Source organism: Acidovorax sp. SUPP1855, from assembly GCF_030158955.1.
GTDB lineage: Bacteria > Pseudomonadota > Gammaproteobacteria > Burkholderiales > Burkholderiaceae_C > Paracidovorax.
Genome location: NZ_BQXI01000005.1, coordinates 73,188 through 94,718, shown reverse-complemented (window position 1 = coordinate 94,718; position 21,531 = coordinate 73,188). Strand labels below are relative to the sequence as shown.

16 protein-coding genes are annotated in these 21,531 nt (G+C 63.9%); 1 reads left to right on the top strand and 15 read right to left on the bottom strand.

The genetic code is table 11. The features are described from left to right. Positions 1 to 5: 5 nt before the first annotated feature. The 6 genes from AVMA1855_RS06155 to AVMA1855_RS06130 all read right to left on the bottom strand — a co-directional run bounded on the left by AVMA1855_RS06155 (position 6) and on the right by AVMA1855_RS06130 (position 5,568). Positions 6 to 740, bottom strand: coding sequence for a DsbA family protein (locus AVMA1855_RS06155; protein WP_284425021.1), 735 nt, complete (start codon positions 738 to 740; stop codon positions 6 to 8). 118 nt (positions 741 to 858) lie between these two features. Next, a complete protein-coding gene (locus tag AVMA1855_RS06150; protein ID WP_284425020.1) occupies positions 859 to 1,629 on the bottom strand; it encodes an AP2/ERF family transcription factor in 771 nt (256 codons plus the stop codon). 127 nt (positions 1,630 to 1,756) lie between these two features. Further along, positions 1,757 to 2,746 (bottom strand): Bug family tripartite tricarboxylate transporter substrate binding protein, encoded by a 990-nt coding sequence (locus AVMA1855_RS06145; RefSeq protein WP_284425019.1) that lies wholly within the window; start codon positions 2,744 to 2,746, stop codon positions 1,757 to 1,759. A gap of 320 nt (positions 2,747 to 3,066) precedes the next feature. Beyond that, positions 3,067 to 3,459, bottom strand: coding sequence for a hypothetical protein (locus AVMA1855_RS06140; protein WP_284425018.1), 393 nt, complete (start codon positions 3,457 to 3,459; stop codon positions 3,067 to 3,069). Between the two features lie 184 nt (positions 3,460 to 3,643). Further along, positions 3,644 to 4,015 (bottom strand): hypothetical protein, encoded by a 372-nt coding sequence (locus tag AVMA1855_RS06135; protein ID WP_284425017.1) that lies wholly within the window; start codon positions 4,013 to 4,015, stop codon positions 3,644 to 3,646. Then, positions 4,015 to 5,568, bottom strand: a complete 1,554-nt coding sequence (locus tag AVMA1855_RS06130; RefSeq protein ID WP_284425016.1) for an RHS repeat-associated core domain-containing protein — start codon at positions 5,566 to 5,568, stop codon at positions 4,015 to 4,017. The genes AVMA1855_RS06135 and AVMA1855_RS06130 overlap by 1 nt, the downstream gene beginning before the upstream one ends. A gap of 6 nt (positions 5,569 to 5,574) precedes the next feature. On the opposite strand from AVMA1855_RS06130, the gene AVMA1855_RS06125 reads away from it, so the two are divergent. Continuing rightward, positions 5,575 to 5,832: a hypothetical protein gene (locus AVMA1855_RS06125; RefSeq protein ID WP_284425015.1), complete on the top strand. Its 258-nt coding sequence runs from the start codon at positions 5,575 to 5,577 to the stop codon at positions 5,830 to 5,832. Positions 5,833 to 6,095: 263 nt separating this feature from the next. On the opposite strand, the gene AVMA1855_RS06120 is transcribed toward AVMA1855_RS06125, so the two are convergent. The 9 genes from AVMA1855_RS06120 to AVMA1855_RS06080 all read right to left on the bottom strand — a co-directional run bounded on the left by AVMA1855_RS06120 (position 6,096) and on the right by AVMA1855_RS06080 (position 21,502). Then, positions 6,096 to 6,524 carry an NTF2 fold immunity protein gene (locus tag AVMA1855_RS06120; protein ID WP_284425014.1) on the bottom strand — a complete coding sequence of 143 codons (429 nt, stop codon included), beginning with the start codon at positions 6,522 to 6,524 and terminating at the stop codon, positions 6,096 to 6,098. Between the two features lie 12 nt (positions 6,525 to 6,536). After that, complete coding sequence (locus tag AVMA1855_RS06115) at positions 6,537 to 11,375, bottom strand: RHS repeat-associated core domain-containing protein (protein WP_284425013.1); 4,839 nt, start codon at positions 11,373 to 11,375, stop codon at positions 6,537 to 6,539. 21 nt (positions 11,376 to 11,396) lie between these two features. Next, on the bottom strand, positions 11,397 to 12,587 hold the full coding sequence (locus AVMA1855_RS06110; protein ID WP_284425012.1) for a hypothetical protein: 1,191 nt from the start codon (positions 12,585 to 12,587) through the stop codon (positions 11,397 to 11,399). Positions 12,588 to 12,596: 9 nt separating this feature from the next. Further along, positions 12,597 to 13,724, bottom strand: a complete 1,128-nt coding sequence (locus AVMA1855_RS06105) for a DUF2169 family type VI secretion system accessory protein (protein ID WP_284425011.1) — start codon at positions 13,722 to 13,724, stop codon at positions 12,597 to 12,599. Beyond that, positions 13,721 to 15,070 (bottom strand): hypothetical protein, encoded by a 1,350-nt coding sequence (locus AVMA1855_RS06100; RefSeq protein WP_284425010.1) that lies wholly within the window; start codon positions 15,068 to 15,070, stop codon positions 13,721 to 13,723. The genes AVMA1855_RS06105 and AVMA1855_RS06100 overlap by 4 nt, the downstream gene beginning before the upstream one ends. 95 nt (positions 15,071 to 15,165) lie before the next feature. After that, positions 15,166 to 15,558, bottom strand: a complete 393-nt coding sequence (locus AVMA1855_RS06095; protein ID WP_284425009.1) for a hypothetical protein — start codon at positions 15,556 to 15,558, stop codon at positions 15,166 to 15,168. A gap of 103 nt (positions 15,559 to 15,661) precedes the next feature. Next, complete coding sequence (locus tag AVMA1855_RS06090; RefSeq protein WP_284425008.1) at positions 15,662 to 17,995, bottom strand: type VI secretion system Vgr family protein; 2,334 nt, start codon at positions 17,993 to 17,995, stop codon at positions 15,662 to 15,664. 244 nt (positions 17,996 to 18,239) lie between these two features. Continuing rightward, entirely contained in the window at positions 18,240 to 21,119 is a 2,880-nt protein-coding gene (locus tag AVMA1855_RS06085) for a conjugative transfer ATPase (protein WP_284425007.1), read from the bottom strand. Beyond that, complete coding sequence (locus AVMA1855_RS06080; protein WP_502870279.1) at positions 21,119 to 21,502, bottom strand: TIGR03751 family conjugal transfer lipoprotein; 384 nt, start codon at positions 21,500 to 21,502, stop codon at positions 21,119 to 21,121. Before AVMA1855_RS06080 ends, AVMA1855_RS06085 begins: the two co-directional genes overlap by 1 nt. Between the last annotated feature and the right edge of the window lie 29 nt (positions 21,503 to 21,531).

Sequence of the window (21,531 nt, the reverse complement as noted above, 5' to 3'; positions counted from 1 at the left end):
GCAGTTCACTGCGAATCGGCGGCGGGGTCAGCCAACAATCGGGAGTCCGAGGCAACCGGATTGCCGCTGCCCATCAAATCCAGGGCCGACAGCAGCGCGTCGCCCTCGACCTGTCCCTGCAGCAGCAAAGACTGCCCGCTGAGGGTGTCGGTCACCTGCACGGTCGGGGTGGCGACCACGCCCTCGCGCGCCCCTGCCGCCGCTTGCGCCTGAACGGCGGCGCGGCCCCGGCCGCTGTCCAGGCAGTCCTGAACGTCAGGCGTGGTGCCGGGATAGCGCAGGCCGTCCTCCAGACCCCGGCCGCCGCCACGGGTGTTGCGGTAAATCCACGCCACAGCGTCCCAATAGCCGCTGTGGCCATGGGCCTGTCCCACGCATTCGACCAACGCGGCCAGGTTCGATGCCGCCGGTTCGTGTGTCGGCAAGGGAAGGTGGTGCCATTGCAGGCGGGTGTCGGGATGCCGGTCGATCCAGTCCTTCAGTGCCGGATAGTAGGTCTTGCAAAACGGGCATTCGAGGTCCGCATAGAGGGTGAGCGCGAACCGCGCCTGCATGGGCCCATGCACCCAGGGGCCGCCGCTGGCCTCCATCGGGTCGTCACCGCGCGCGTCTTCCGCAACCCGGTGCTCGTCAGAGCCGCCACGGTGAAGCCCGATGTAGAGCGTCAAGGAGGCCAGCAGCGTTCCGGCCACAAGGGCGAGGGCGGGGCGGCGATAGCGAGCAAAGCGGGGGTGCGGCATGGTGCGTTCCGATCTTCCCGGCGCGGAGATCGCGCCCGAAAACCCAGTCAAACACACGGTCCCCCCACCATGTACCAACAAAGCGAACTGGCGGGTCTCCCGATTGGCGGGCCTTGCGCTATCGGGTCCGGTCCTGTGGCGGGGGCGGGTTCAGCACCCATTGCCGACGTTGCTCCAGCGCAAGCCGCATGGCCTCCTCCTCGCCATGGCGCCCCACGGAAAAGCACTTGCGCCGAACCTTGCCGTCGGACGTCGAATACTCCGCGACCCAGTATTCGCCGGTCCACACCCCGCCGCGGCGCATCGTCCGCGTCCACCGATAGCGGTACACGCGGCGTTCGGGGGAATGCGGTGGCGGCAACCGCTCACTGCGGTCCTTGCGAAGGCGGGGAATGGCCGAACGATCCATGTCGGGGAGTTCATGGCCTCGGCGAGGTTCACCGTCAGGATGGCGAACCATCCACCCATCCACGGTTTGGAGCATCTGGTGCCTGGCCTCGATCGCCAGCTCCTTGGCACGCTCCTCGCCGAACTTCTTCACTGCAAAGGATCGGCGCTGTGATTTGCCGTTGGACAGATACACCGTGGCCGACCAGCGACCCCCTGCCGGCTCAACACTCCGAGACACGCCTGGTACTCCGGAGGTGTTGTTCTTGCGGACGATGGCGCTGAACTCTCGCCGGCTCAAGGGGCGGATGGTCCGCAGCAATTCATCGCGGTACGCAAGTGCCGCCGCCTTGGCGTCTTCCACGCCGCCGTGATCGGCAACCGCGAACTCGCCCTGAAAGCGCCGGCCCTGCCGCACCAGCATGACGGACCAGCGCACCAGCATACCCTTGTAGAACCTGGGCGTGAGGGCATAGACCTTTGGGTAAGCAGCTTGCGTCATGGGTGAGAAATCGCAGGAATCGCATGCGCTGACCCGCACGCGCGTCTTGGAGGATGCATGTTGTTCGACAGCGCTGGACAGGGCATCGCCGTGAACCATCCCAGGCCCACTGCGTGAACGCGGCACCTCACTCGCTGGCGATCCGCAGCGACTGGATGGTGCGTGACCAGAGGTCGTGATCGGCCTGTAGCACGTCGCGCACTTGCAGCGGCGACAGGGAGGCATGCACCATGCCCAGTCCCTTGAGCCGCTCGGCCACTTCTGGCAGCGCGATGACGCGATGGATCTCCTGGTTGAGCAGGGCGCGGCGGCTGGCCTCCAGCCCGCGCGGTGCGAAAGCGCCATACCAGTTGGTTACCTCGAACCCCTTGAGCGTTTCCGAAACACTGGGAAGGTCCGGCAGCAACTCCGAACGGGTCTTCTCGGTCACGGCAACGAGGCGCACCTTGCCCGCCTGGGCGTGGGGCAGCAGCAGCGAGGCCCCGCCTGCATACAACTGGCATTCGTCCTGAACCAATGCCGCCACGGCAGGGCCACCGCCTTTGTAAGGCACATGAACGATGTCCAGACCGGCGGTCTTCGCCAGCAGTGCGACCGTGAGATGGTTGTGGGTGCCAATGCCCCCGGTCGAATAGTTGACCTTGCCAGGATTGGCGCGGATGTAGGCCAGCAGTTCCGGGAAGGTGCGCACCGGCATGCTGGCCGAGATGGCCACCGCATTGATCGCATAGGCCAGCAAGGCCACCGTGTCGAAATCGTTCATGGGATCGAACGACAGGTTCTTGTAGATGCTGCCGTTCATCGCATGCGTGGACATGGCACCGATTTCGAGGGTGTAGCCATCGGCGGGTGAGCGGGCGACCAGGGCCGCTCCCACATTACCGCCAGCGCCGGGCACATTCTCGACGACCAAGGCCTGCCCGCTGACGGGAAACATGTGCTTGGAAAGCAGGCGCGCCAGAATGTCAGTGGAGCCACCGGCCGGAAACGGGGAAATCAAACGAACCGGCTTGTTTGGAAATTCTTCCTTCGCGGCGGCGGCAAAGGGTAATCCGGAATTTGCAAGACAGAGCGCCAGCGCAACGCGGCGCGAAATGGCATGGGGCCTCGGATTCATTCTCTCCATATCACCTCCCTAATTTTATTGAGAACATCCCAATGAAATTTTAAAGGAGTGAGTTTTTGGAGATTGTCAAAGATTCCGGAAAATTGTTGCAATTTGTGCGAAGTTGCTGATGTGGGCTGCCCCTATGCAGATTTTTTTTGACCTTACGCGTGAAGGTGCGTCGCTGCGCGGCAGTCGTGTGGGAACCTCTCAAACCCCGATTCCAGCCCTTCGGTGCCCTTATAAATCAATGAGCGACGACGATCAAACTTGCAAATTCGGAGGTTTTGAGAGGTTCCCGTGTGCGTTGGTTATGTCTGGTTTTTTGTAAATCACATAACCTCAAAGAGATGAAATTTAATATTTCCATTCTCATTGAAGTCTGTTGGATATTCCCCCCTCATTGTGACGTCTGTTTTTCTTTCCGATCGAAAAATGTCCATTTCGTAACCCCAGCCTCCCGTATCAAGTTTATATATCCTTAAGGGAGCGCTCTCATTCTCTTCATCGTCGTCGTCTTCTTCTATTGAGAAGTCGCAAGTTGTAGGCGGGGGGGAAAGGTCTTTATAGCAATCTTTGGTAGATATTTTTAGTTGCTCAAAGCCTTCTTCTATTAACTCATCACTGAGGTTGAAATGTTTTTTAAGAAGATTTTTATTTCCTTCAAAAAAAGACTTCCCAAGTAAAATTACTTCGGATTTTGCTTTTTCCAAATTGATTTTCATGGTTGTCGATTTCCGGGAATGGTTGTGACTGTTGATGGGTTAAGCCCAAGGCTTAATAAGTGGTTGTCGGCCTCCATCATGGCGCATTTTGATTGCTCTTCAGTAAGTCCTGAACGGCGCATATTTTTATACCCAATACAGCGCTTAAAACCAGGCTTCGGGAGGCTAAGTTTTCTATTGTTAATTATAAAACTCTTAGATCGTAAAGCTTAACTGTGGAGGTCTTGCTGGATGGATCTATTCTTATGCGAAATATAGCTGTCGCATCTGTTTTTTGATGGTTGGCCCACAAATCGATATCAGCCAAAATATCGAACTCATTCCATCCTTTTCTCGTTTCTGATTTACTTATCTCATCTTCTGGTGGTGGATCGAAGTTTTTTAATGAGTTTCGTGGATTTGAAAGATAGTCTTCTATAAAATCTTCGATTCCTGGTCGTGATTCTTTGTCATCGAGTAATTCGGCTTCTTCTAAACTGGCAATGTCATTTTGACAAATTTGCTGAATTATTCTTTTTATTTGATCTTTTGCATTTGGTATTTCTTTGATGATCATTATCTGTTTCCAGGAATTCTAGTGGTTGTAGAGCCGTTAACACCGAGGCCGTTGAAATGAGGGTCAACATGCATCATGAATAAGCATTTTGATTCCTGTTCTGAAAGTCCTGCTCTGCGAATTGCCTTATATCCTATTCGCCTCTCAGCCGCATAGGTGCCCCCACCGGCTTGACGTTGGACTTGCGTGGCAATGTAATGCTCTGAGCCTATTGTTGTTGATCTTCCTCCCAATTGAACAGCGGGAGCCTTGCTCCTACTATATCCCGGTATGTTTTGGGCGGCCGCATTTTGTATTATATGGTGTGAGTCCGGAGGTACGGCTGCGTATGTCCCATATTCACGACCATTGCCTTGCATTTGCGCCAAGATATTTCTGCACACACAAGGGCATGGTTTAAATGGGGCTAGCCCTAGAGGATCAACATATTTTGAACTGCTGGGTGCGTAAGAATAAGTATTGGCGTTGCCAAATAGTCCAATAGGATCTTGGCTAGCAAACCTGCCCACAGCCGGATCGTAATACCTGAAGCGGTTGTAATGCAGCCCGGTTTCCTCATCGAACTGCTGCCCTTGGAACCGGAAGGGTTGCTCGATGGGCGGCGGGGAAGATGAACGGGCACTGGCACCCTCGCTCCAGTCCACTCCCGGCCCGTTGCCCATGCGGCGGCGGGTGGGGCCGTCATCGGTCCCCGTTCTCGCCACGGGCCGCAGCGTAGCCTCCCCCCAGACCTTGTAGTCCGCCGCCCAGGCGATGCGCCCCTGGGCATCCGTCAACTCCAGCGGCGCGCCGATCTGGTCGCACTGATACCAGTAGGTCTGGCGGTCGTCCTGCGTCCCTTGCACCGTCGCCAGCGGCACGAAGCTGGATGGCTCGTACACGAACAGCGCCCCGTTACCGCCCCGTTCCTTGAGCACCATCAGATCGCCATCCCACAGGAAGTGCGTAGTACCGAAGGCGTCCGCCTTGGTGACGCGCCGCCCCAGGGCGTCATAGGCATACCGCGTGGTCTGCGTCACGCCATGGCGCGTGGTGCTGGCCTCCACCAACTGATGATCGGCATTCCAGCGCAACTGGACCACCTCATGGTGCCCCGCCTTCTGGTTGCCCCGCGTGCGCTTGATGACATTGCCATGCACGTCGTACTCGAAGTGCAGGTCCTGGTAGAAGCGCAGCCGGTTGTCCCCCACCACGCCCAGGCCCCCGCGGCCATCGGCGGCATGGTGCCGCCCCACCTGCGCCTCACTGCCATCCAGCAGATTGCCCGCTGGATCGAAGGCGAACAGCTCGCGCGGCTGGTGGCTGCCGGCACCCGGCAGGGCGGCCAGGATGCGGCCCGTGGGGTCGTAGCGGAAGTCCTGTCGCCCGCGCAGCGTGTCGCCCCGCGCCACCAGCTGGCCCGAGAGATCGTAGGCATAGACCCGCTCCAGCACCGTCCCCGCCCGGCTGTTTTGCACGTTGCCGCTGGGTCGGTAACCGGCCCGGTGGTGCACCAGCCGTCCCGCAGGGTCGTACTCGTATTGGCTGGAGACCGCCCCCTGGCTGCGTTCCACTTCGCGGTGCAGCGAGTCGCGCTCCATGTCGGCGATGACCTGGTGCGCGCCTTCCTGTCCGGGCAGCGCGATGTTGATCTGGTGCAGATGGCCGGAGCCATAGAACAGCCAGTTCAGCGTGCGCCCATCGGGCAGCAGCTGGCCACCTGCGTGGTCGCGCCTTCGCCGCCGCTGAAGGTGTGCGTGCCCATGGACTGGAAAGGAAAAGGGGAAAAAGCGGAAGGAGGGAAGAAAAGAGTGGGAAGGCGGGTGAGGGTGTTTTAGAGCCGCTGCCCAAGTGGAATATGTCTTGGATGCTATCGATTCAGGAGCGAAGGCGGATTGATGGAATCACGCACACCAAGGAAAAGGATGAAAGTTGCCAGATGCCCTAGTGCTGATTGGCTCGGTTGCTATTGAATGCATAGCGGATGGCTGCTGGGCTGACAAGGGCGAAGCGCAAGGTGGATGGCGGGACGGGGCTGGCATGCTCGATACCGACCAACACAGCAGCGCTTCCGTTGAGCATCTCTTCTATCTTGGTCGCGCTATATAGAGTTATTTTTTCTCCAAGTGATCTGATCTCGGCTAGCGTGTATTTGATCTATTTTCCATGATGATCCTTCTTGCAGAAGAGTATATCGAATGACAGAGCCCAGCAGCGCTCCGTTATTTGACTTGCAAATTACATAAGATTTACGCCCTTCCTCTTTTGTGTCAATTATGGACTGATCATAAACAGGTGGATGCCCAACTCTCATAGTGATCAATGCCGACTGTCCTAGAGCAAGGATTGCCTTTTTTGTAAGAAAGCAATTTATTATTCCCTCAAGAACTCCCCTTGCTCTTCCATCCTCCAGCAATTGTTCATTTTCCAAATTATTCCGATATTCCGTTGTTCTGATTTTTGAATAATGCTCAGTCTCCCACTTAAGAAGTTCGGATAGGTATGCATTTATGGTTTGTTCAGGTGTCATTAATATGCTCCACTATTTGCAGCAACACGGGTTTTTGAACACTTGCGCCATGGTTTTGCCATTGATTCTTGCTTGATATAGTATCGAGTCTGGCCTAGTCGATCCGTTATTGTATTGCGGAACAACTCTAACAATTACATTGTCGCCTCCCCTTACTGAATCGGCCAGAAATCCCTCAAAATCACGGAACTGACCTCGATTTATTCCCGGGGTTTGAGGAAAAACCCCGTTAACGCCCCCATCACCACCGAGTTGATTACCAATTGCGTGGCCTGCGTCGTCATTTGGGCAGCCAAATGCACGTGCTCTAGCCCGGGATGATGCATTGGTTGCTGATCCGGTTCCTAAGTCTTCTGGTCTTATTTTTGCGGTTGCACTTTTCAACGTTCCATCGGGGTTATGTTTGTAGTTGGCTAACGCATTTTTCCCGAAGAGTCCCAAAGGATCAAGCCAACTAATTGGATTGGGTGCGTAAATTGACAGATGGCTACCGCCTTGCAACCCAATCGGATCTTGGCTCACAAACCTGCCCACAGCCGGATCGTAATACCGGAAACGGTTGTAATGCAGCCCGGTTTCCTCATCGAACTGCTGGCCCTGGAAACGGAAGGGTTGCTCGATGGGCGGCGGAGCGGACGAACGGGCGCTGGCACCGTCGCTCCAATCCACCCCCGGCCCATTCCCCATGCGGCGGCGGGTGGGGCCGTCATCGGTCCCCGTCCTTGCCACGGGCCGCAATGTGGCCTCTCCCCAGACCTTGTAATCCGCCGCCCAGGCGATTTGCCCCTGCGCATCCGTCAACTCCAGCGGCGCGCCGATCTGGTCGCACTGATACCAGTAGGTCTGGCGGTCGTCCTGCGTCCCTTGCACCGTCGCCAGCGGCACGAAGCTGGATGGCTCGTACACGAACAGCGCCTCCTTGCCTCCCCGCTGGCTGTGCACCAACTGATCGCCGTCCCACAGGAAGTGCGTGGTGCCGAAGGCGTCCGCCTTGGTGACGCGCCGCCCCAGGGCGTCATAGGCATATCGCGTGGTCTGAGTGACCCCATGGCGCGTGGTGCTGGCCTCCACCAGTTGGTGATCGGCATTCCAGCGCAGCTGGACCACCTCATGGTGCCCCGCTTTTTGATTACCCCGCGTGCGCTTCGTCACATTGCCGTGCACGTCGTACTCGAAGTGCAGGTCCTGGTAGAAGCGCAGGCGGTTGTCCCCCACCACGCCCAGGCCCCCGCGGCCATCGGCGGCATGGTGCCGCCCCACCTGCGCCTCATTGCCATCCAGCAGATTGCCCGCCGGATCGAAGGCGAATAGCTCCCGCGGCTGGTGGCTGCCGGCCCCCGGCAGGGCGGCCAGGATGCGGCCCGTGGGGTCGTAGCGGAAGTCCTGTCGCCCGCGCAGCGTGTCGCCCCGCGCCACCAGCTGGCCCGAGAGATCGTAGGCATAGACCCGCTCCAGCACCGTCCTCGCCCGGCTGTTTTGCACGTTGCCGCTGGGTCGGTAACCGGCCCGGTGGTGCACCAGCCGCCCGGCCGGGTCGTACTCGTATTGGCTGGAGACCGCCCCCTGGCTGCGTTCCACTTCGCGGTGCAGCGAGTCGCGCTCCATGTCGGCGATGACCTGGTGCGCGCCTTCCTGTCCGGGCAGCGCGATGTTGATCTGGTGCAGATGGCCGGAGCCATAGAACAGCCAGTTCAGCGTGCGCCCATCGGGCAGCAGCGTCTGCGTGCGGTTGCCCAGCGGGTCGTACTGGTGGCGCAAGCTGCGCTGCATGTCCTGACGGCCAATGGTTGGGGCGCGGCCCGGTCGCGCTGGCAGACCGGGACCGCCCTGGCCGATGAGCGTCTGCGTCTCGCTCAGGAGTTGTCCCACGGGGTCGTAGGCGAAGGCCAGGTGGGCCGCGCCATTGTTCGCCTGCGTGAGTCGCCCCAGCGCGTCGTAGCGATAGATCGTTTCATCGACCGCTGCTGTGCCATCCGAGCCCGCTGATCGCTTGGCCAGCAGGCGGCCCAGCGCATCGCGCTCGAAGTGCGTGACCTTGCCCGGCCCGGCATCGGTTCCGCCCGCCTCGATCAGATGGGTGAGTTCGCTCGCCGCGTTGTACACGTAGCGCTGCCAGCGACCGTCGAATCCGATCTCGTCGGTGAGCTGGTCGCGCAGGTTGTAGCGGAAGGTGGTCTGCGCGCGGTTCTCGTTATCCAGGGCGATCAGGCGACCCGCGCGGTCGTAGTGGTAGGCAAGGGTGCGGCCGGCCGCGTCGGTGCGGGTCAGGGGACGGCCTACGCCGTCGTAGGTGTAGCGGGTGATGGCCCCCAGCGGATCGGCATAGGCCAGCAGATGGCCTTCGCCGTTCCACTCGTATCGGTGGATCGCGGTCACGGGGGCGGCCCCCACGCCCGTGCCGGGCGCTGCCGCCTGAGCGGCCACCGGCTCCACCACGCGCACCAGCCGCCCCGCGCTGTCGTACTGGTAGTAGGTGCTGTGCCCCAGCGCGTCCGTGCGCAGCACCGGCAGGCCCCGCGCCTCGTAGCCGAAGCGTGTCGTGCGGCCCGAGCAATCGGTATAGGCCACCAGATTGCCCGCCTCGTCCCAGCGCAATTGCTTGGTGCCGCCCTGGGCGTCGGTCACCTCGACCGGCCGGCCCAGGCCGTCGTACTGGTAGGCCGTGGTCTGCCCTAGCGGGTCGGTCATCCGCACCAGATTGCCCTGCGCGTCGTAGGCACGCCGCCACTCGAAGCCCATGGCATCGCGCAGCGTGGTCACCCGGTCCATCGCGTCGTATTCCAGCGCCGTGGACTGCCCCAGCGCATTGACGAGTTGCACCACGTTGCCGCGTGCGTCATGGCGCAGCGTGGTGCGCCGGCCCAGCGGGTCGATGCTGCCCCGTGGGGTGCCGGTGGCATCGAACGGCGTTGCCTCGCGCAACTCCTCGGGCGTGCCCTCGGCGGTGACGGTGGCCACGATGTTGAAGCGCGCATCCCAGTGGTACGCCGTCACGCGGCCCAGCCCGTCGGTGTGGCGGGTGATGCGCTCGTGGGGCAGATACGTGAAGCGGTCGTCGTCCTGGCCGGGGATGGGGGCATCGGCGCACCATGAACGCAGCACGCGGCCGTGCGGGCCTTCCGCGTCGTACTGGGCGAAGTAGCGGTGGCCGCTGGCCTTGCGGTAGCCCACCAGTACGCCCGAGCGCCAGGCGTACTGGCGGTACGGCTGGGTGCCGTGCTGCGTGGCGACCAACTGGCCCTGCGCGTCGTAGTCGTAGGACGCCAGCAACTGGCTGCCGGTGTGGCCCGGCACCCGCAACTCCACCGTGGACAGGCGCGCACCGCGCAGGGGATCGTCGGGTGACGGTGCCCCGGTGGCCGGGGTCCAGGTCAGGCGCAACTGCCGTCCTGCGGAATCGGACAGGCCGACGAGGCGCGGTCGTGCGAAGGGGGAGGCGAAGGGCGAAGAGAAACTCCCTGCGCTCGCAGCGCCATCGGCCATGGCCTGTTCGCGGGCCTGCCGTGCGCTCCAGGTCAGCACCTCGCCCGTGCCTGCATCGGCGTCACCCGCCACCCAGTGCAGCGCCACGGCATTGCCGTTCGCATCCTGCAAGCGTGCCAGGGGCAAGCGCCACTGCTCGGGCGCCTGCTGGCGGTAGTGGTGCTCCAGTCCGCCCTTGTGCGCGATCACCCACAGGCCGTCCTCCGGGTGGCGCACGGTGAACTTCTCATACGGGTCGAACCATTCGCCGCCCAGGGCGACGTGGGGCAACGGCACATGGCGGCCCGCCTCGTCGAGCAGCACCATGCCGTCGGCCGACAGGCGCAGCTCCTGCGCCATCGGATGGCTCCAGCCGCGGCCCCAGGGGCCGTCCTCGGCGAGCCCCGAGCGGTAGCGGCGGCGCCAGACCAGGGCGAGCTCAGGGGAAGGGCCGGGCAGGGTGAAGTCGGTCTCGTCCATGAGTTTTTGGCCGCTGGAGAGGATGACCGGCCCGCCGATGGCGCACAACTCGCACCCGCCCTTGCCGTTGGGATCCTGGCGGTTGCTGTGTTCCTTGGTCTCGTGCGTGTCGTTCTTGCCCTGGCTCTTGGTGCTGGTCTTGAACTTCTTGCCCGCCAGGGCGGCCAGCAGCGCGAGGCCCCCGTGCAGCAGCCATTTGGCAAACTGCTTGCGCGCCGCCTCCTTCTGCGGCTCGGTCATATGGGAACTCCAGGTGTCCATCATGGCCTTGAGTTCCTGCGCGGCGGCGACGCCCGCCTCGCCCATCGCGAGCGCCCGGTCAGCCACCACGGCGCCCCCCATCACCTGCCCGATCACGGGAATGCCCTGGGCCGCGGACGCCGCCATCGACAGGGCCAGTCCGGTGTAGGTGGACGGGTCCTGCAGCAACTCCATGGCCTGTTCGATCTCCTCCTTGGCGGCGTCCGTGAAGTGAGCCGCGGTCATGCCGCCCAGCACGTCGGTGGTGTTGTGAATCAATTGCTGGGTCTCGGGCGCCAGCTGGCTCAGGATGGAATTGGTGAGGGTGATCACGCCGTTGACCACCATCTCGCCGCCTTCGTGCACCACGGATTTGACGTAGGTGACGTGCTCGTTCACCCGGTCACGGACATTGGTGAACCAGCCCACGATGGTGCTGGCGGGATCGTGCTGGCCCTGGTCCATGGCGCCGTAGCGGTTAGACATGTCGGTGCCGTGTTCATGGATGGTGCCCAGCGGGATCTGGATGGCCTTGCTGTTGTTGCGGTGCCAGGCGGTGCCCTGCTTGCCGCTGGGCTTGAGCTTGACGTAGGTCCAAGGATCGAACGTCCAGCCGTCGGCCACCTGCGTGATCGCGCCTTCGCCCCCGCTGAATATGTGCGTGCCCATGGTGTTTACCTCCCTTGGCCGTCAGCCGTTTTTTTCGTTCTGGAGAAAGCGCGCGGAATAGGTCGTTGCCACCGCGCCCGTGTCATGTCCGTGCGCCGGGGTACGACGGTGTGGGGTCGCCGCAGTACCAATGGTGCGTTCCAGTGCCACGGCCGCTGCTGCGGTGCCCTCGTCCAGCGCCCACGACAGGATGGAGTTGGGCGGTCGCGCATCGTGGCGCAGGCGCTGTGCGGCAAGGGCCCAATGCACCGGGCCCGTAGCGGCACCGACCTGGCCGATCACGGCTGCGGGCTCCCAGTCGATGGGGTCCCACCCTGGCCCCATCCGGGCCCGGGTGGGGATCTGCGCCATCGCGCGCCAGGTGGACCCATCGAAATCCGAGACGGTGTAGCCCACGTTGTCTGCTTGCCAGCGCGCATGGGCCAGGGCAGAGCGCAGGGCGTGTTGCAGCGCCTCGGGCTCCGGGGCCTGCTGGGGAAGTCGGTGCGCGGTGGCATTCGTTGCCAGCGCGGGCGGGTGCAGCACCAGCCCGCGCCCGTTGGCGTCCCGCGTGTCCGGAGCGGCCTGCAGCCAGAGGGCAGCGGCGGCTTCGCTGGCGATGCAGCCGTCGGCATGGCGGTCCGTGAGCAACGCACTGCGGGCATAGGCCGCTTGCAGGGTCGCGGTATCGAGCAGGCTGTCCACGGCCATCAGCAGCGCCGTGCCGCATGCCGGATCGCAAGGGCCGAGGGCCTGCAGTGCGGCAAAACCTGCCGTGTGCCCGCCGCGAACGAAGCGGCACGGCACGGCACCGAGCGTTGCGCTGGCCGCAGGGCCGGCCCAGCGCCCGAATTCGGCCAGGGCCTGTTGCCAGAGGTTGGTGCTTTCGCCGTCGCTCATGCGCTCGGGCAAGGCGAGCGCCATGCGGGCGGGAGCGGCCCACTCCGCATCGTGTCCCGGCTGTGCCATCGAAGACACCACATCGGCCAAGGCGGCACCGAGCAGCCGGGCGAGGCGGGAAGCACCCGCTGTGCCCGATGTGATCTCCGGGCACGGTGCGGTCGTGATGGCATGCGGGCCGACGCCGGGGTGCGCTGCTTTCCGGAACCGTTTTTGCAGGCCCACCCAGGACGCGGCGGACTGCCAGGCACTGGTGCCGGCCGAGGTGACGGCTCCAGCGTGTGCGATGTGCCAAACGCCTGGTGCGGCGGGTGCGGTCGAAAGTGGTGGCATCTCGATGGATCAGGGAAAGGGGGATTGGGCGCTGGGTGTGCGGGCATGTGCCACGACGTGCATCACGCCGATCCGCTCCAGTGCGGGCGGCACGATCACGGCGCGCCAAAGCAGCGAGGCGCGCTGCGTTGCGGTGTCCACCAGCAGCGTGTCCCAAAGCAGTTCCTGGGGCGGGAGCAGCGTGCCGCCTGCGGTCTCTGCCTGCACGGTCAGGGCCAGTTGCGGCCACTTGAAATACAGCGGACCCTCTTCCGACATGCCGTGCAGGGCCAGGCAATGGCCCGGGCGGGGGCTTTCGCGCAGTTGCAGCGCATCGGGCGCAGCGTTGTGCTGGCGCGGGTCGAAGTCCTCGGGCAGTTCGGGCGCGCGGGTCGATGCCCAAGTGTCGCCGAAGGTGCCCTGCAAGTTGCGGCGCGGGACGTGGTGGGGCGGCACATGGCCGAGGGCGATGGGTTCGAGGGTGTCGTCCCAGGCGGTGATGGCGCGGTTCAGCGGTTCTATCCACGGCAGCGATGCGCCTTTGGCGGCTGCGGCGCTGCGGTAGTAGCCCATGCCCTCCGGGTTGGGCTCGAAGGCATGCACCTGGCCGGTTTGTGGGTCTTTCTCCTGCCCGCCGAAGGCAAAGGGGCGCAGGAGCGGGATGCGCGATGCGGTGGCGTCGTTCGAGGCCCGCAGCCTGCCGATCAATCCAAGTTCGGGCAGCCAGGTGCGTGGAGCGAACGCGCGCAGTTCGATCAGGCGCCGCGATCCACTGGTGCCGAGGTAGTCCACTGCGGCATCGATCCATGGTCGCGGGCAGCCGTCCGGCGCAACGGCCCAGCCGTTCACGATCAGGTCAAAGCAGGGCTTGGGCGGCACGTACTCGGTCTCCAGGCAGGTCCAGAGTTCATGCCGGCGTGCTGCGATGGCAGCAGCCTGGGTGGCTTCCAGGGGGAGGCTGCCGAGCGTCTGGCGCACGCCCTCGCGGGAGATGGAGGCCTGGTCCCTTGCTGCGGCAAGTTGGGGCGGCAGGCCCGCTGCCTCAGCCAGTTGCCACGTTCCCTTGACGATCAGCAAAGCTGCGTTGCGCCGTTCGGCGTCCTGGTGCGGAAAGACTTCAGTGCGAAACGGCGTGTGGTTGAGGATCGGGCAAGTCATGGTGGTGGCGGATCGGCTTGCAGGCTGGCCACCAACTGCACGGTCTCCACCGCGGCCATCTGCCGGGCGGCGAGGTCTTCGTGGGACAGCGTAAACGGACGGTGGGTGGTCGCCGCATGCTCCACGTAGAGCCAGCTGCGCAGCGCATGCCCGACGTCGAAGGCTTGCGTCAGGCGATGGGTCTGCGTGATCGGCTGGCCCGAGCGGATGCGGATGGCATCGAGCGCCCACAGGCGATCCTTGAGTGCAGGATCTGTCCAGTGGGTGATTTGGTCCGGCTCCAGCCCCGTGCAGCCGTTGGCCGCGAACACTTTGCAGGCGAGGGCGCGCAAGGCGCGTTGGCGCTCGTCGGAGGTGCCCTGGGAGTTCACCAGCTCGCCCGGTACGTGGCCGAACACCAGCCGAAGCACGTCGCGCTCGCCCGGCTCCACGGGCCGCTCCTGCCGTTCGATGAAATCGAGTACCGGCAGCAGCCCTTCGATGCGTCCCGCAAGGGCCGCGACCCGCAGCGCCGTGTCGTTGGGCACCCGGAGCCCTTGCAGGACGGCACCCAGCGCCGCTTCGGGTTCGCGCGCGGCCCACAGCGCCAGCGCTGCGTCGGCCGCGGCGGCCCAGCCCACGGGGTGCGATTGCTCGGTGGGGCCGTCTGCGGCGGTGATCCGGTCGATGTAGTGCCGCAGCTCAGGCTGCAGCCGGTGCCCGCCCATCACGCCCAAGGCCTGCAGCGTGGTGATCTGCCGGGCGAGGTCCTGGCCCTGCAGCACGGCTATCCAGCGCTCTTCGGCTCGGGGCGGCACCTGCCCCATGCGCGCGCAGGCCAGAAGGCAGGCGTCCTGGTCCGCTCCGCGCACCGCTGCCGCATGGACCGCGGCAATGTGCTCCGGCAATGCGAGCCGCCCCGCCAGTTCCACGCCGCAGGCCAGCAGCTGGGCGTCGTCCGACGCCAGAAGGTGGCCGCAGGTATCCTGTGCGGCATAGAACCACAGGGCATCCCGAACGCAGACGGGTTGCGCTGCATGCAGGCGGGCGATGAGGTCCAGGCGCGTCGCCACATCGGTTTGGTGCTGCTCTGCCAGCGCAACGCGCACGAACGCGGCACCTGCGATTTCCTCGGGCTGGGCCTTGCCGTCGAGAATCGCCGCCGGGTCCAGGCAGGCGGTGCCGTAGTAGCGGCCGACGGCGATGAGCGCGTCCAGGCGCTGATCGACGGCCTTCAGGGCGCGCAACGTATGCCCACCGCGCAACATGCCCGAGCGCCGGCCGTAGGCTCGGACGGCGATCCCCATCTGCCGGGTCAGCATGCCGGGCAATGGCGGCGGTGTGGAAGGTCGAATGCGAGAAATCATGGGCCGGAAAGGAAGGGCGGTAGCGGTCCTGCCACGCGATGACGGTCTGCCTCGCACCGCGAACGCAGTGGCGGCCACGGCGCGGCGCAGAAAGGTCAGTTCAACTCGATGGAGCCGCCTTCGACGCGATGGGTTTCGACCGCCGCCGATGTGATCTGGTGGCCCCGGATTTCGACCGATCCATCCTGCGAGAACTGCATGCGCGCATCGGCGCAGCGCAGCAGCACGCTGCTGACCGCGCTCAACTCGAGCTGGGTCACTTCCAGCGACAGCGCCCCGGTTGCCCGGTCGAATTGCCAGGGCGCAGCGGCGGGCGCGCCAGGGCAGGGCCAGGCCGCGACGATCAGCGCTGGCAAGGGGGTGTCCCCCGGCACCGCCGATTGAAGGTCCGCAGGCAGGGCCGCCAGTACGTACTGGCCTTCGATCACCCCTGGCATCTGGGATGCCAGTGCCGCACGATGTTCCTGCCCTCGGTACTGCAGGGTCACGGTCCCATCTGTCTCCTGTCGCAGGACTTGCGCTGGCAGGAAGGACAATGCGGAATCGGTGGGCGAGGCGACCAAGGATGAGGCATTTCGGAGCATGCGGGGATCAGTTTTCATGGATGCCCCCGGAAAGGGTGGTCACGTCGCTGGAGCCGATGAGGCGGATGCTGCTGCCGTTGGCGGTGATGGTGCCGTCGGCCTGGAGGGTGATCGAACTGGCACCGACTTTCAGCGTGATCGTCTCCGCATCCATGGTGATGCTGGAGCCGCCACCACCGCCACCTTCTCCACCGCCCGAGGAGGACGGTGCGGTCACGTTCTTGGTCAGGCCCGCGCCCCCGCCCCCACTGGCATCTCCGCCGCCACCCCCTACGTTGAGGCTGTACTTGGTGCCGACCACCGTGGTCTGGTTGGTGCCCACCTTGACGTCCTGGTCGCTGCCCACCGTGGTGCTTTGGTTCTTGCCCACGATGGTGGCCATGATCGCGCCGACATTGAGGTTATAGACCACGCCCACGTTTTCCATGCGGCCGATGCCCACGTTCTGCATGGAGGCGATTCCGATGGTTTCGGTCTTGAACTTGCCGACCTTGATCGACCAGTTGTTGCCGATCTTGTCCTTCTCATTGCGACCGATGGTTTTTGTCCGGTTCTTGCCGATGCTCACCGTCTCGTCAATACCGACGTCCTCGCGGCGGTTGTCCCCGATGCTGATCTTCTCGTCGTGGTCCACCCGCTCGGTGCGGTTGTTGTGGACCGTGATGTCCTCATTGCGGTCCACCGTTTCCGTCCGGTCGCGGTGGATGACGTTGGTCTCGTCCCGGTCGATGGTTTTTTGCCGATCCCGACCCACCCAATGGGTCTCATCGTTCTCGACCTCCACCAACTGGTCCTTCTGCGCATGCAGCCACAGCTGCTCGGCCCCGGCCTTGTCCTCGAAGCGGATGGCGTTGGCATCGCCCGCTCCATCTTTCATGCCCGCTCCGAAGGCTCCGCCCTTGCTCGACTTGGTCTTGATGCCCGATTGCGTGGCGTTGCCCGGCAGCGCCCACGGCGGCATGTTGTCGGCGTTGTACACGCAGCCGGTGATGATCGGGTAGTCCGGATCACCATTCAAAAAATCTACGATGACTTCTTGGTTGATCCGCGGAATGAAGACGGCCCCGAAGCCCGAGCCCGCCCAACTGCTGGACACCCGCACCCAGCAACTGGAGTTCTCGTTCATCGCGCCGATGCGATCCCAGTGGAATTGCACCTTCACTCGGCCGTACTGGTCGGGCCAGATCTCTTCGCCGGGCGGGCCAACGACCACGGCGGTCTGCGGGCCGGTGGTCCTGGGTTTGGGGGTGGTGCGCGCGGGGGTGTACGGCAGGCTGGTAGGCTGGGCCTGCAAGGTGAACTTCTGGAACGAGCCTTCTTCCTGCGGTGTGCCCTTGGGACCAGGCGCGGCGGCGCTGACCTGGGGGTTTTCCTTGAAGTGGTATTCGATGCCCGTCAGCAGGTACTGCTGGTTCTGGTCTTCCCGCGGGTAGTTCTCCAGCGTGAAGGTGTAGCCAGGGGCGAGCGCCCGGTGACGCGACTGGCCTTTGACGGTGCTTTGGCCGGTGAGGCTCGATTGCAGGCGCACGCGGGCATAGGCCTCGCCGTCGCCGAACTGGGTGTAGCCGCCCGGCCATTCGTAGACTTCGTGGGCGTCGTGCGCGTGGCCCGGCGGGGTCTGGCGCATGTTGGACAGGTCGGCACGGGGTTTCTGGAAGTCGTAGTCGTCGTTGTAGTGACGCCCGGAGTGGATGGCCTGGTGCAGTTCCCAGGCGTGGATGTTTTCCTTGTCGGCGACCGCGGCCTTCTCAGGGGGATAAAACGGGATGACCGCCGCCCCCGGCAGCGGGCTGTGCGAGGCGACGATGTCGTCGGCCAGGATCAGCGTGTGCTGGCCGGCGGCATGCTCGAAGTAGTAGTACGCCCCTTCATGCTCCAGCAGCCGGGACACGAAGTCGCAATCGCTCTCGCCGTATTGCACGCAATAGTCCCAGCTGCGGTAGCTGCGGGTGAGCTTCTTTTGCAGGGGGTAGCCGTATTTCCCCAAGACCTCTTCGACGATCTCCGGGACGGTCTTGTTCTGGAATATTTTGAAATCGGTCTTGCGGGTCGCCAGCCACAGCCAGGGCTGCAGGCGCAGCCGGTAGGAGTACGAGCGGTGGTCCTCCCCTTGCATCCCGAAGCGGGTGACGATGCCGTCCAGGTAGCGCCGGCCGCCACCTTGCGTTTCCACCACGACCGTGGCGTTCTTGCCCAGCAGCGCCTTCGGGTCGATGCTTTTGCTGTCGCTGAGCAGGTCCAGGTCAAGACAGAACAGTTGGCTGATGGCTTCCTTGCCCTGCAACTGCCGGAACTGCAGTTGCTCTCCCAGGGGCGTTTGGATCGTGACGCGGCGGGTCATTGGTATGCGGACCCGCAATGGGGCCTGGTGGCGTTGAAACGGCGGCGATCATATCCCGTCAGATGGAATATCGAGCCATTTCTCCCTTGCACCAGACCTGTCTAAATGCGTCTAAGCGTAACTATTCCGCCAGTTTGATACGTATTGCCACAATTGACCCGATGTCGGTGGTCGATCGGGCGGGACGTTGAGTGCGGCGGTGCGCCTTGTCGGGGCGCTGCATGGGCTCTGCCATCCGCCAGTTTCAGTCCAGCGCATCGAACGCCAAGGGCTCGATTCCGCGCGCGCGGTCGATCTTCTCAGCCACTTTGAAGGCGGCCTCCAGTTCGCTGATACCGAACTCCTGCATCAGTTGGAAGCGTTCGGCTTTTTCCTCCGGCTCGGTCATCGCCAAGGCAAGGTACAGGCTGGGCGGCACGGCACGGAACAGCAGTTCCATCGATTTGGACAGGATCACGCCCTCGGTGAACTTGCCCGCCTCCTTGCGCGCCGACAGCATCAGGGCCTTCTGGGAGGCGTTCAACTCCCGAAACCGTGCGATCTTCTCCACCTCGTCGGGCGGCATGGACAGGCAGATCCACCACTCGATCATGTTGAGCATTGGTTCCGCCGCCTTGGGCAAATCGTCCAGGTTTTGCGTCGCCAGCCAGTACCAGGCGCCGAGCTTGCGCCACATCTTGGTGATCTTCACCACATAGGGTGCCAGCAGCGGGTTCTTTGTGATGGCGTGCCCCTCGTCGGTCACGTTGATGATCGGCCGACCCAGGAACTGGTCGCGCTCGGCAATGTTGTTCACCGTGTTGATGAGCGAGATGTAGGCGATCGACAGCTGAGCGTTGTAGCCTTCGCGGGCGAAGGTGGCGAGGTCCACGATGGTGATGTCGGCCTCGGGCCACGGCGTGCCTGGCCGGTCGAACATTTCGCCATCCACGCCCTGGCAGAACATGTCCATGGCATCGGCCATCTCCAGCAATCGCGAGCGTCGGCTTTCCGGCAAGGTGCTGTCACGGCTGCGCTCGCGCAGCGCATCGCGCACGTCGCGCGTCAAAACGGTGCGCCGCTCACTGGTACAGCGCTGCGCCGCATCCAGAATGCATTGGCGGATCAGGCTGCGGTCGGCGCGCGTCATGCGGGCCTCCTCCTTGTCCTCGCCCCCCGTGATCATCAGGCGGGCGGTGATCTCCAGTTCGCCCAGGACGTCGCGTTGTTCGTCGTGATCCGAGGCATGGCCCCGTTCTTCCCTGTCCTCGTCCAGTGCATCGGCGTCCAGGGTCTGCACCTGGCTGGGCGTATCGACCAGGCGCCAGGCATCGGCAAACGGAGCCAGGCTCACGCCCGAGCCCGGAGACAGCTTGACGCGATGCACCGTCAACCCGAGCCGCTTGGCAAAGTCGCCGAACAGGCCGAAGCTGTTGCCCGCTTCCACGATGAACAGCCGTGGCCGGTAGATCGCGGTGACCTGGTTGAGAATGTTGTTCAGCGTGGCGCTCTTGCCCGAGCCGGTCGGGCCGAACAGGAACAGGTGCGCGTTCATCTGCCGATCCAGGCGATTCAACGGATCGAACGTCACGGTCCCGCCGCCACGATTGAAGAAGGTGATGCCGGGGTGGCCCGTCCCTTGGCTGCGGCCCCACACGGGTGCCAGGTTCGCCGCGTGCTGTGCGAACATCAGCTGCGTGTACCACTGGCGCTGATCCTTGGCCGGGTCATAGACGCACGGCAGCCAGCGCAGATAGCTGTTGAGCGGTGCCACCTCGTCCTCTTCGCGCACCGGCTGCAGGCCCGCGTTGAGCAGCACGTTGCCCAGGTGCACCCCGCGCGCGTCGAGTTCGGCCACATCGCGTCCCCGAAGGTAAAACGCCATGGAGGCCCGGTAGAGCTTGTGCGAGCTGCCGATCAGGCCGCGCGCCTGCCGCACGTCCTTGAGCGTCTGCTCCGACGCGAGCGTCTCGCCGACCGCCTTGCGGGCGATCTGGTTGAGATGGGATTCCAGAATGTCCTGCGGCGTCACGACCAACGTCAGGCACATCACGGTGTCCTCAGGCATCTGGTCCATCAGCGCGTTGATGGCATCGCCGCCCTTGCGGGTCTCCCCGGTGACGTGGCCCGTCGCGGGCGGCAGGCGAAGCCGGTCCAGCACGATGGTCCGGTGCGGCATTGCGTCGAAATACCAAAGACCGTTGTCGGCATCCGATCGCGGCTGGCCGAAGAAGAGGCGTTGCGCGAAATCCGTGCCGCTCGCCATTTCGATCTCGCCGGGATCGGTGGATTCGGGATAGGCCGCCAAGCGGTAAAAGCGCTCGCGGTCCTCGGCGCTCGGCCCCAGCATGGGCGGGCAAGGGTTGAACCAGCGCAGCAGCCATGCATGGATGTCCGCAGCGGCCAGGCGGCGCGATTGCACGCCGGCATTGGACAGGCCACCGACCAATCGCTCGCAGATCACGTTCAGCGCCTGCTCCGGTGACTGACCCCTGCGGGCCGCGGTCTGGTGGACACGCCGATAGGCGACGAGACGCACGCGGCGGGTCTGCCCGCGCCAGGGCAGGCGCGTGACCGTGTGGTCCTCGAACAAGCCCCCCGGCTTGGCCACCGCCCGCAGATGATGGGCCAGGAACCGCAGGTAGAACGCGCTGAACGCGGTTCCCTGCGCACGCGGCTGCACGTAGTTCTCCAAGGTCTGCAGGTAGTGGTTCCAGTCCGCCTCGTCCTGCACGTAGAACTGCACCACCCACGGCGATTCGTCGAGTTCATCGAAACTGTCCTGAAGCGCGTTTTCCACGGCATCGCGCGCCTGCATCAGCCAGTCGGCCTCGCGGCCTTCCGTGCCGATCGGCTGCAGCTCGAAGAACGCGGCCACCGAGGTGCCATCCTCCAGCAGCATGCATCGGGAGTCGGGCAGGTACTCGGCCCAGGGCAGCATGGCGGCAAACGATGGGGTCACGTCGTAGAGCGCCTGCTCGTCGGCGACCGTCGCAGGGCGCGTTGCCCGGCCGCGCGGCTTGCCCGGCTCGGCGATGCCCTGCGCCGCCAACGCAGCGACGTGGCGCTCCCAGGCATCGGGCGGCGGCGCGTCCGCGCCAGCGTCGGGTGTGGCGTTGCGGTGGCGCTGGAAGGGCCAGCGCATCAATAGTCCTCGGTCCGTTCTCCGGGCATCGCGTACTGCACCCGCTGGTACAGCGGGAACACGGTGGTGTAGCCCGGAATCGGCACGGGATCGGTGCCCGCCAGATGGGAGAACACGTACATCGCCAGGTCGGGATTGGGCAGGCGGTGGAACTGCCGATCGATCTCGTTGCGCGCCGTGCGGGTGTAGCTCGCCTGGCCCGCGGGCGCTGCCTTCACGTCCGCCTCGGTGAGCGGGCGGCGAAGCGACTGCCGGGCGTCGAGCAACGGCCCGGCCTGTCGGCCTGCGCCCGCGCTGCCGCCGGTTTCCGCGTTCCAGACGTCGAGCATGGTCTGGTCGTCGTGGGGAAGGAGTTTTTCCTTGCTGGTCGAGCAGCCCGCCAGCGCGAGGGCGCGAGCAGCGCCGCCATGCC

Bases quoted from the DNA above. Each gene is read 5' to 3' on its own strand.
- AVMA1855_RS06155 (WP_284425021.1), bottom strand. From the start codon at position 740: ATGCCGCACCCCCGCTTTGCTCGCTATCGCCGCCCCGCCCTCGCCCTT.
- AVMA1855_RS06150 (WP_284425020.1), bottom strand. From the start codon at position 1,629: ATGACGCAAGCTGCTTACCCAAAGGTCTATGCCCTCACGCCCAGGTTC.
- AVMA1855_RS06145 (WP_284425019.1), bottom strand. From the start codon at position 2,746: ATGAATCCGAGGCCCCATGCCATTTCGCGCCGCGTTGCGCTGGCGCTC.
- AVMA1855_RS06140 (WP_284425018.1), bottom strand. From the start codon at position 3,459: ATGAAAATCAATTTGGAAAAAGCAAAATCCGAAGTAATTTTACTTGGG.
- AVMA1855_RS06135 (WP_284425017.1), bottom strand. From the start codon at position 4,015: ATGATCATCAAAGAAATACCAAATGCAAAAGATCAAATAAAAAGAATA.
- AVMA1855_RS06120 (WP_284425014.1), bottom strand. From the start codon at position 6,524: ATGACACCTGAACAAACCATAAATGCATACCTATCCGAACTTCTTAAG.
- AVMA1855_RS06115 (WP_284425013.1), bottom strand. From the start codon at position 11,375: ATGGGCACGCACATATTCAGCGGGGGCGAAGGCGCGATCACGCAGGTG.
- AVMA1855_RS06110 (WP_284425012.1), bottom strand. From the start codon at position 12,587: ATGCCACCACTTTCGACCGCACCCGCCGCACCAGGCGTTTGGCACATC.
- AVMA1855_RS06105 (WP_284425011.1), bottom strand. From the start codon at position 13,724: ATGACTTGCCCGATCCTCAACCACACGCCGTTTCGCACTGAAGTCTTT.
- AVMA1855_RS06100 (WP_284425010.1), bottom strand. From the start codon at position 15,070: ATGATTTCTCGCATTCGACCTTCCACACCGCCGCCATTGCCCGGCATG.
- AVMA1855_RS06090 (WP_284425008.1), bottom strand. From the start codon at position 17,995: ATGACCCGCCGCGTCACGATCCAAACGCCCCTGGGAGAGCAACTGCAG.
- AVMA1855_RS06085 (WP_284425007.1), bottom strand. From the start codon at position 21,119: ATGCGCTGGCCCTTCCAGCGCCACCGCAACGCCACACCCGACGCTGGC.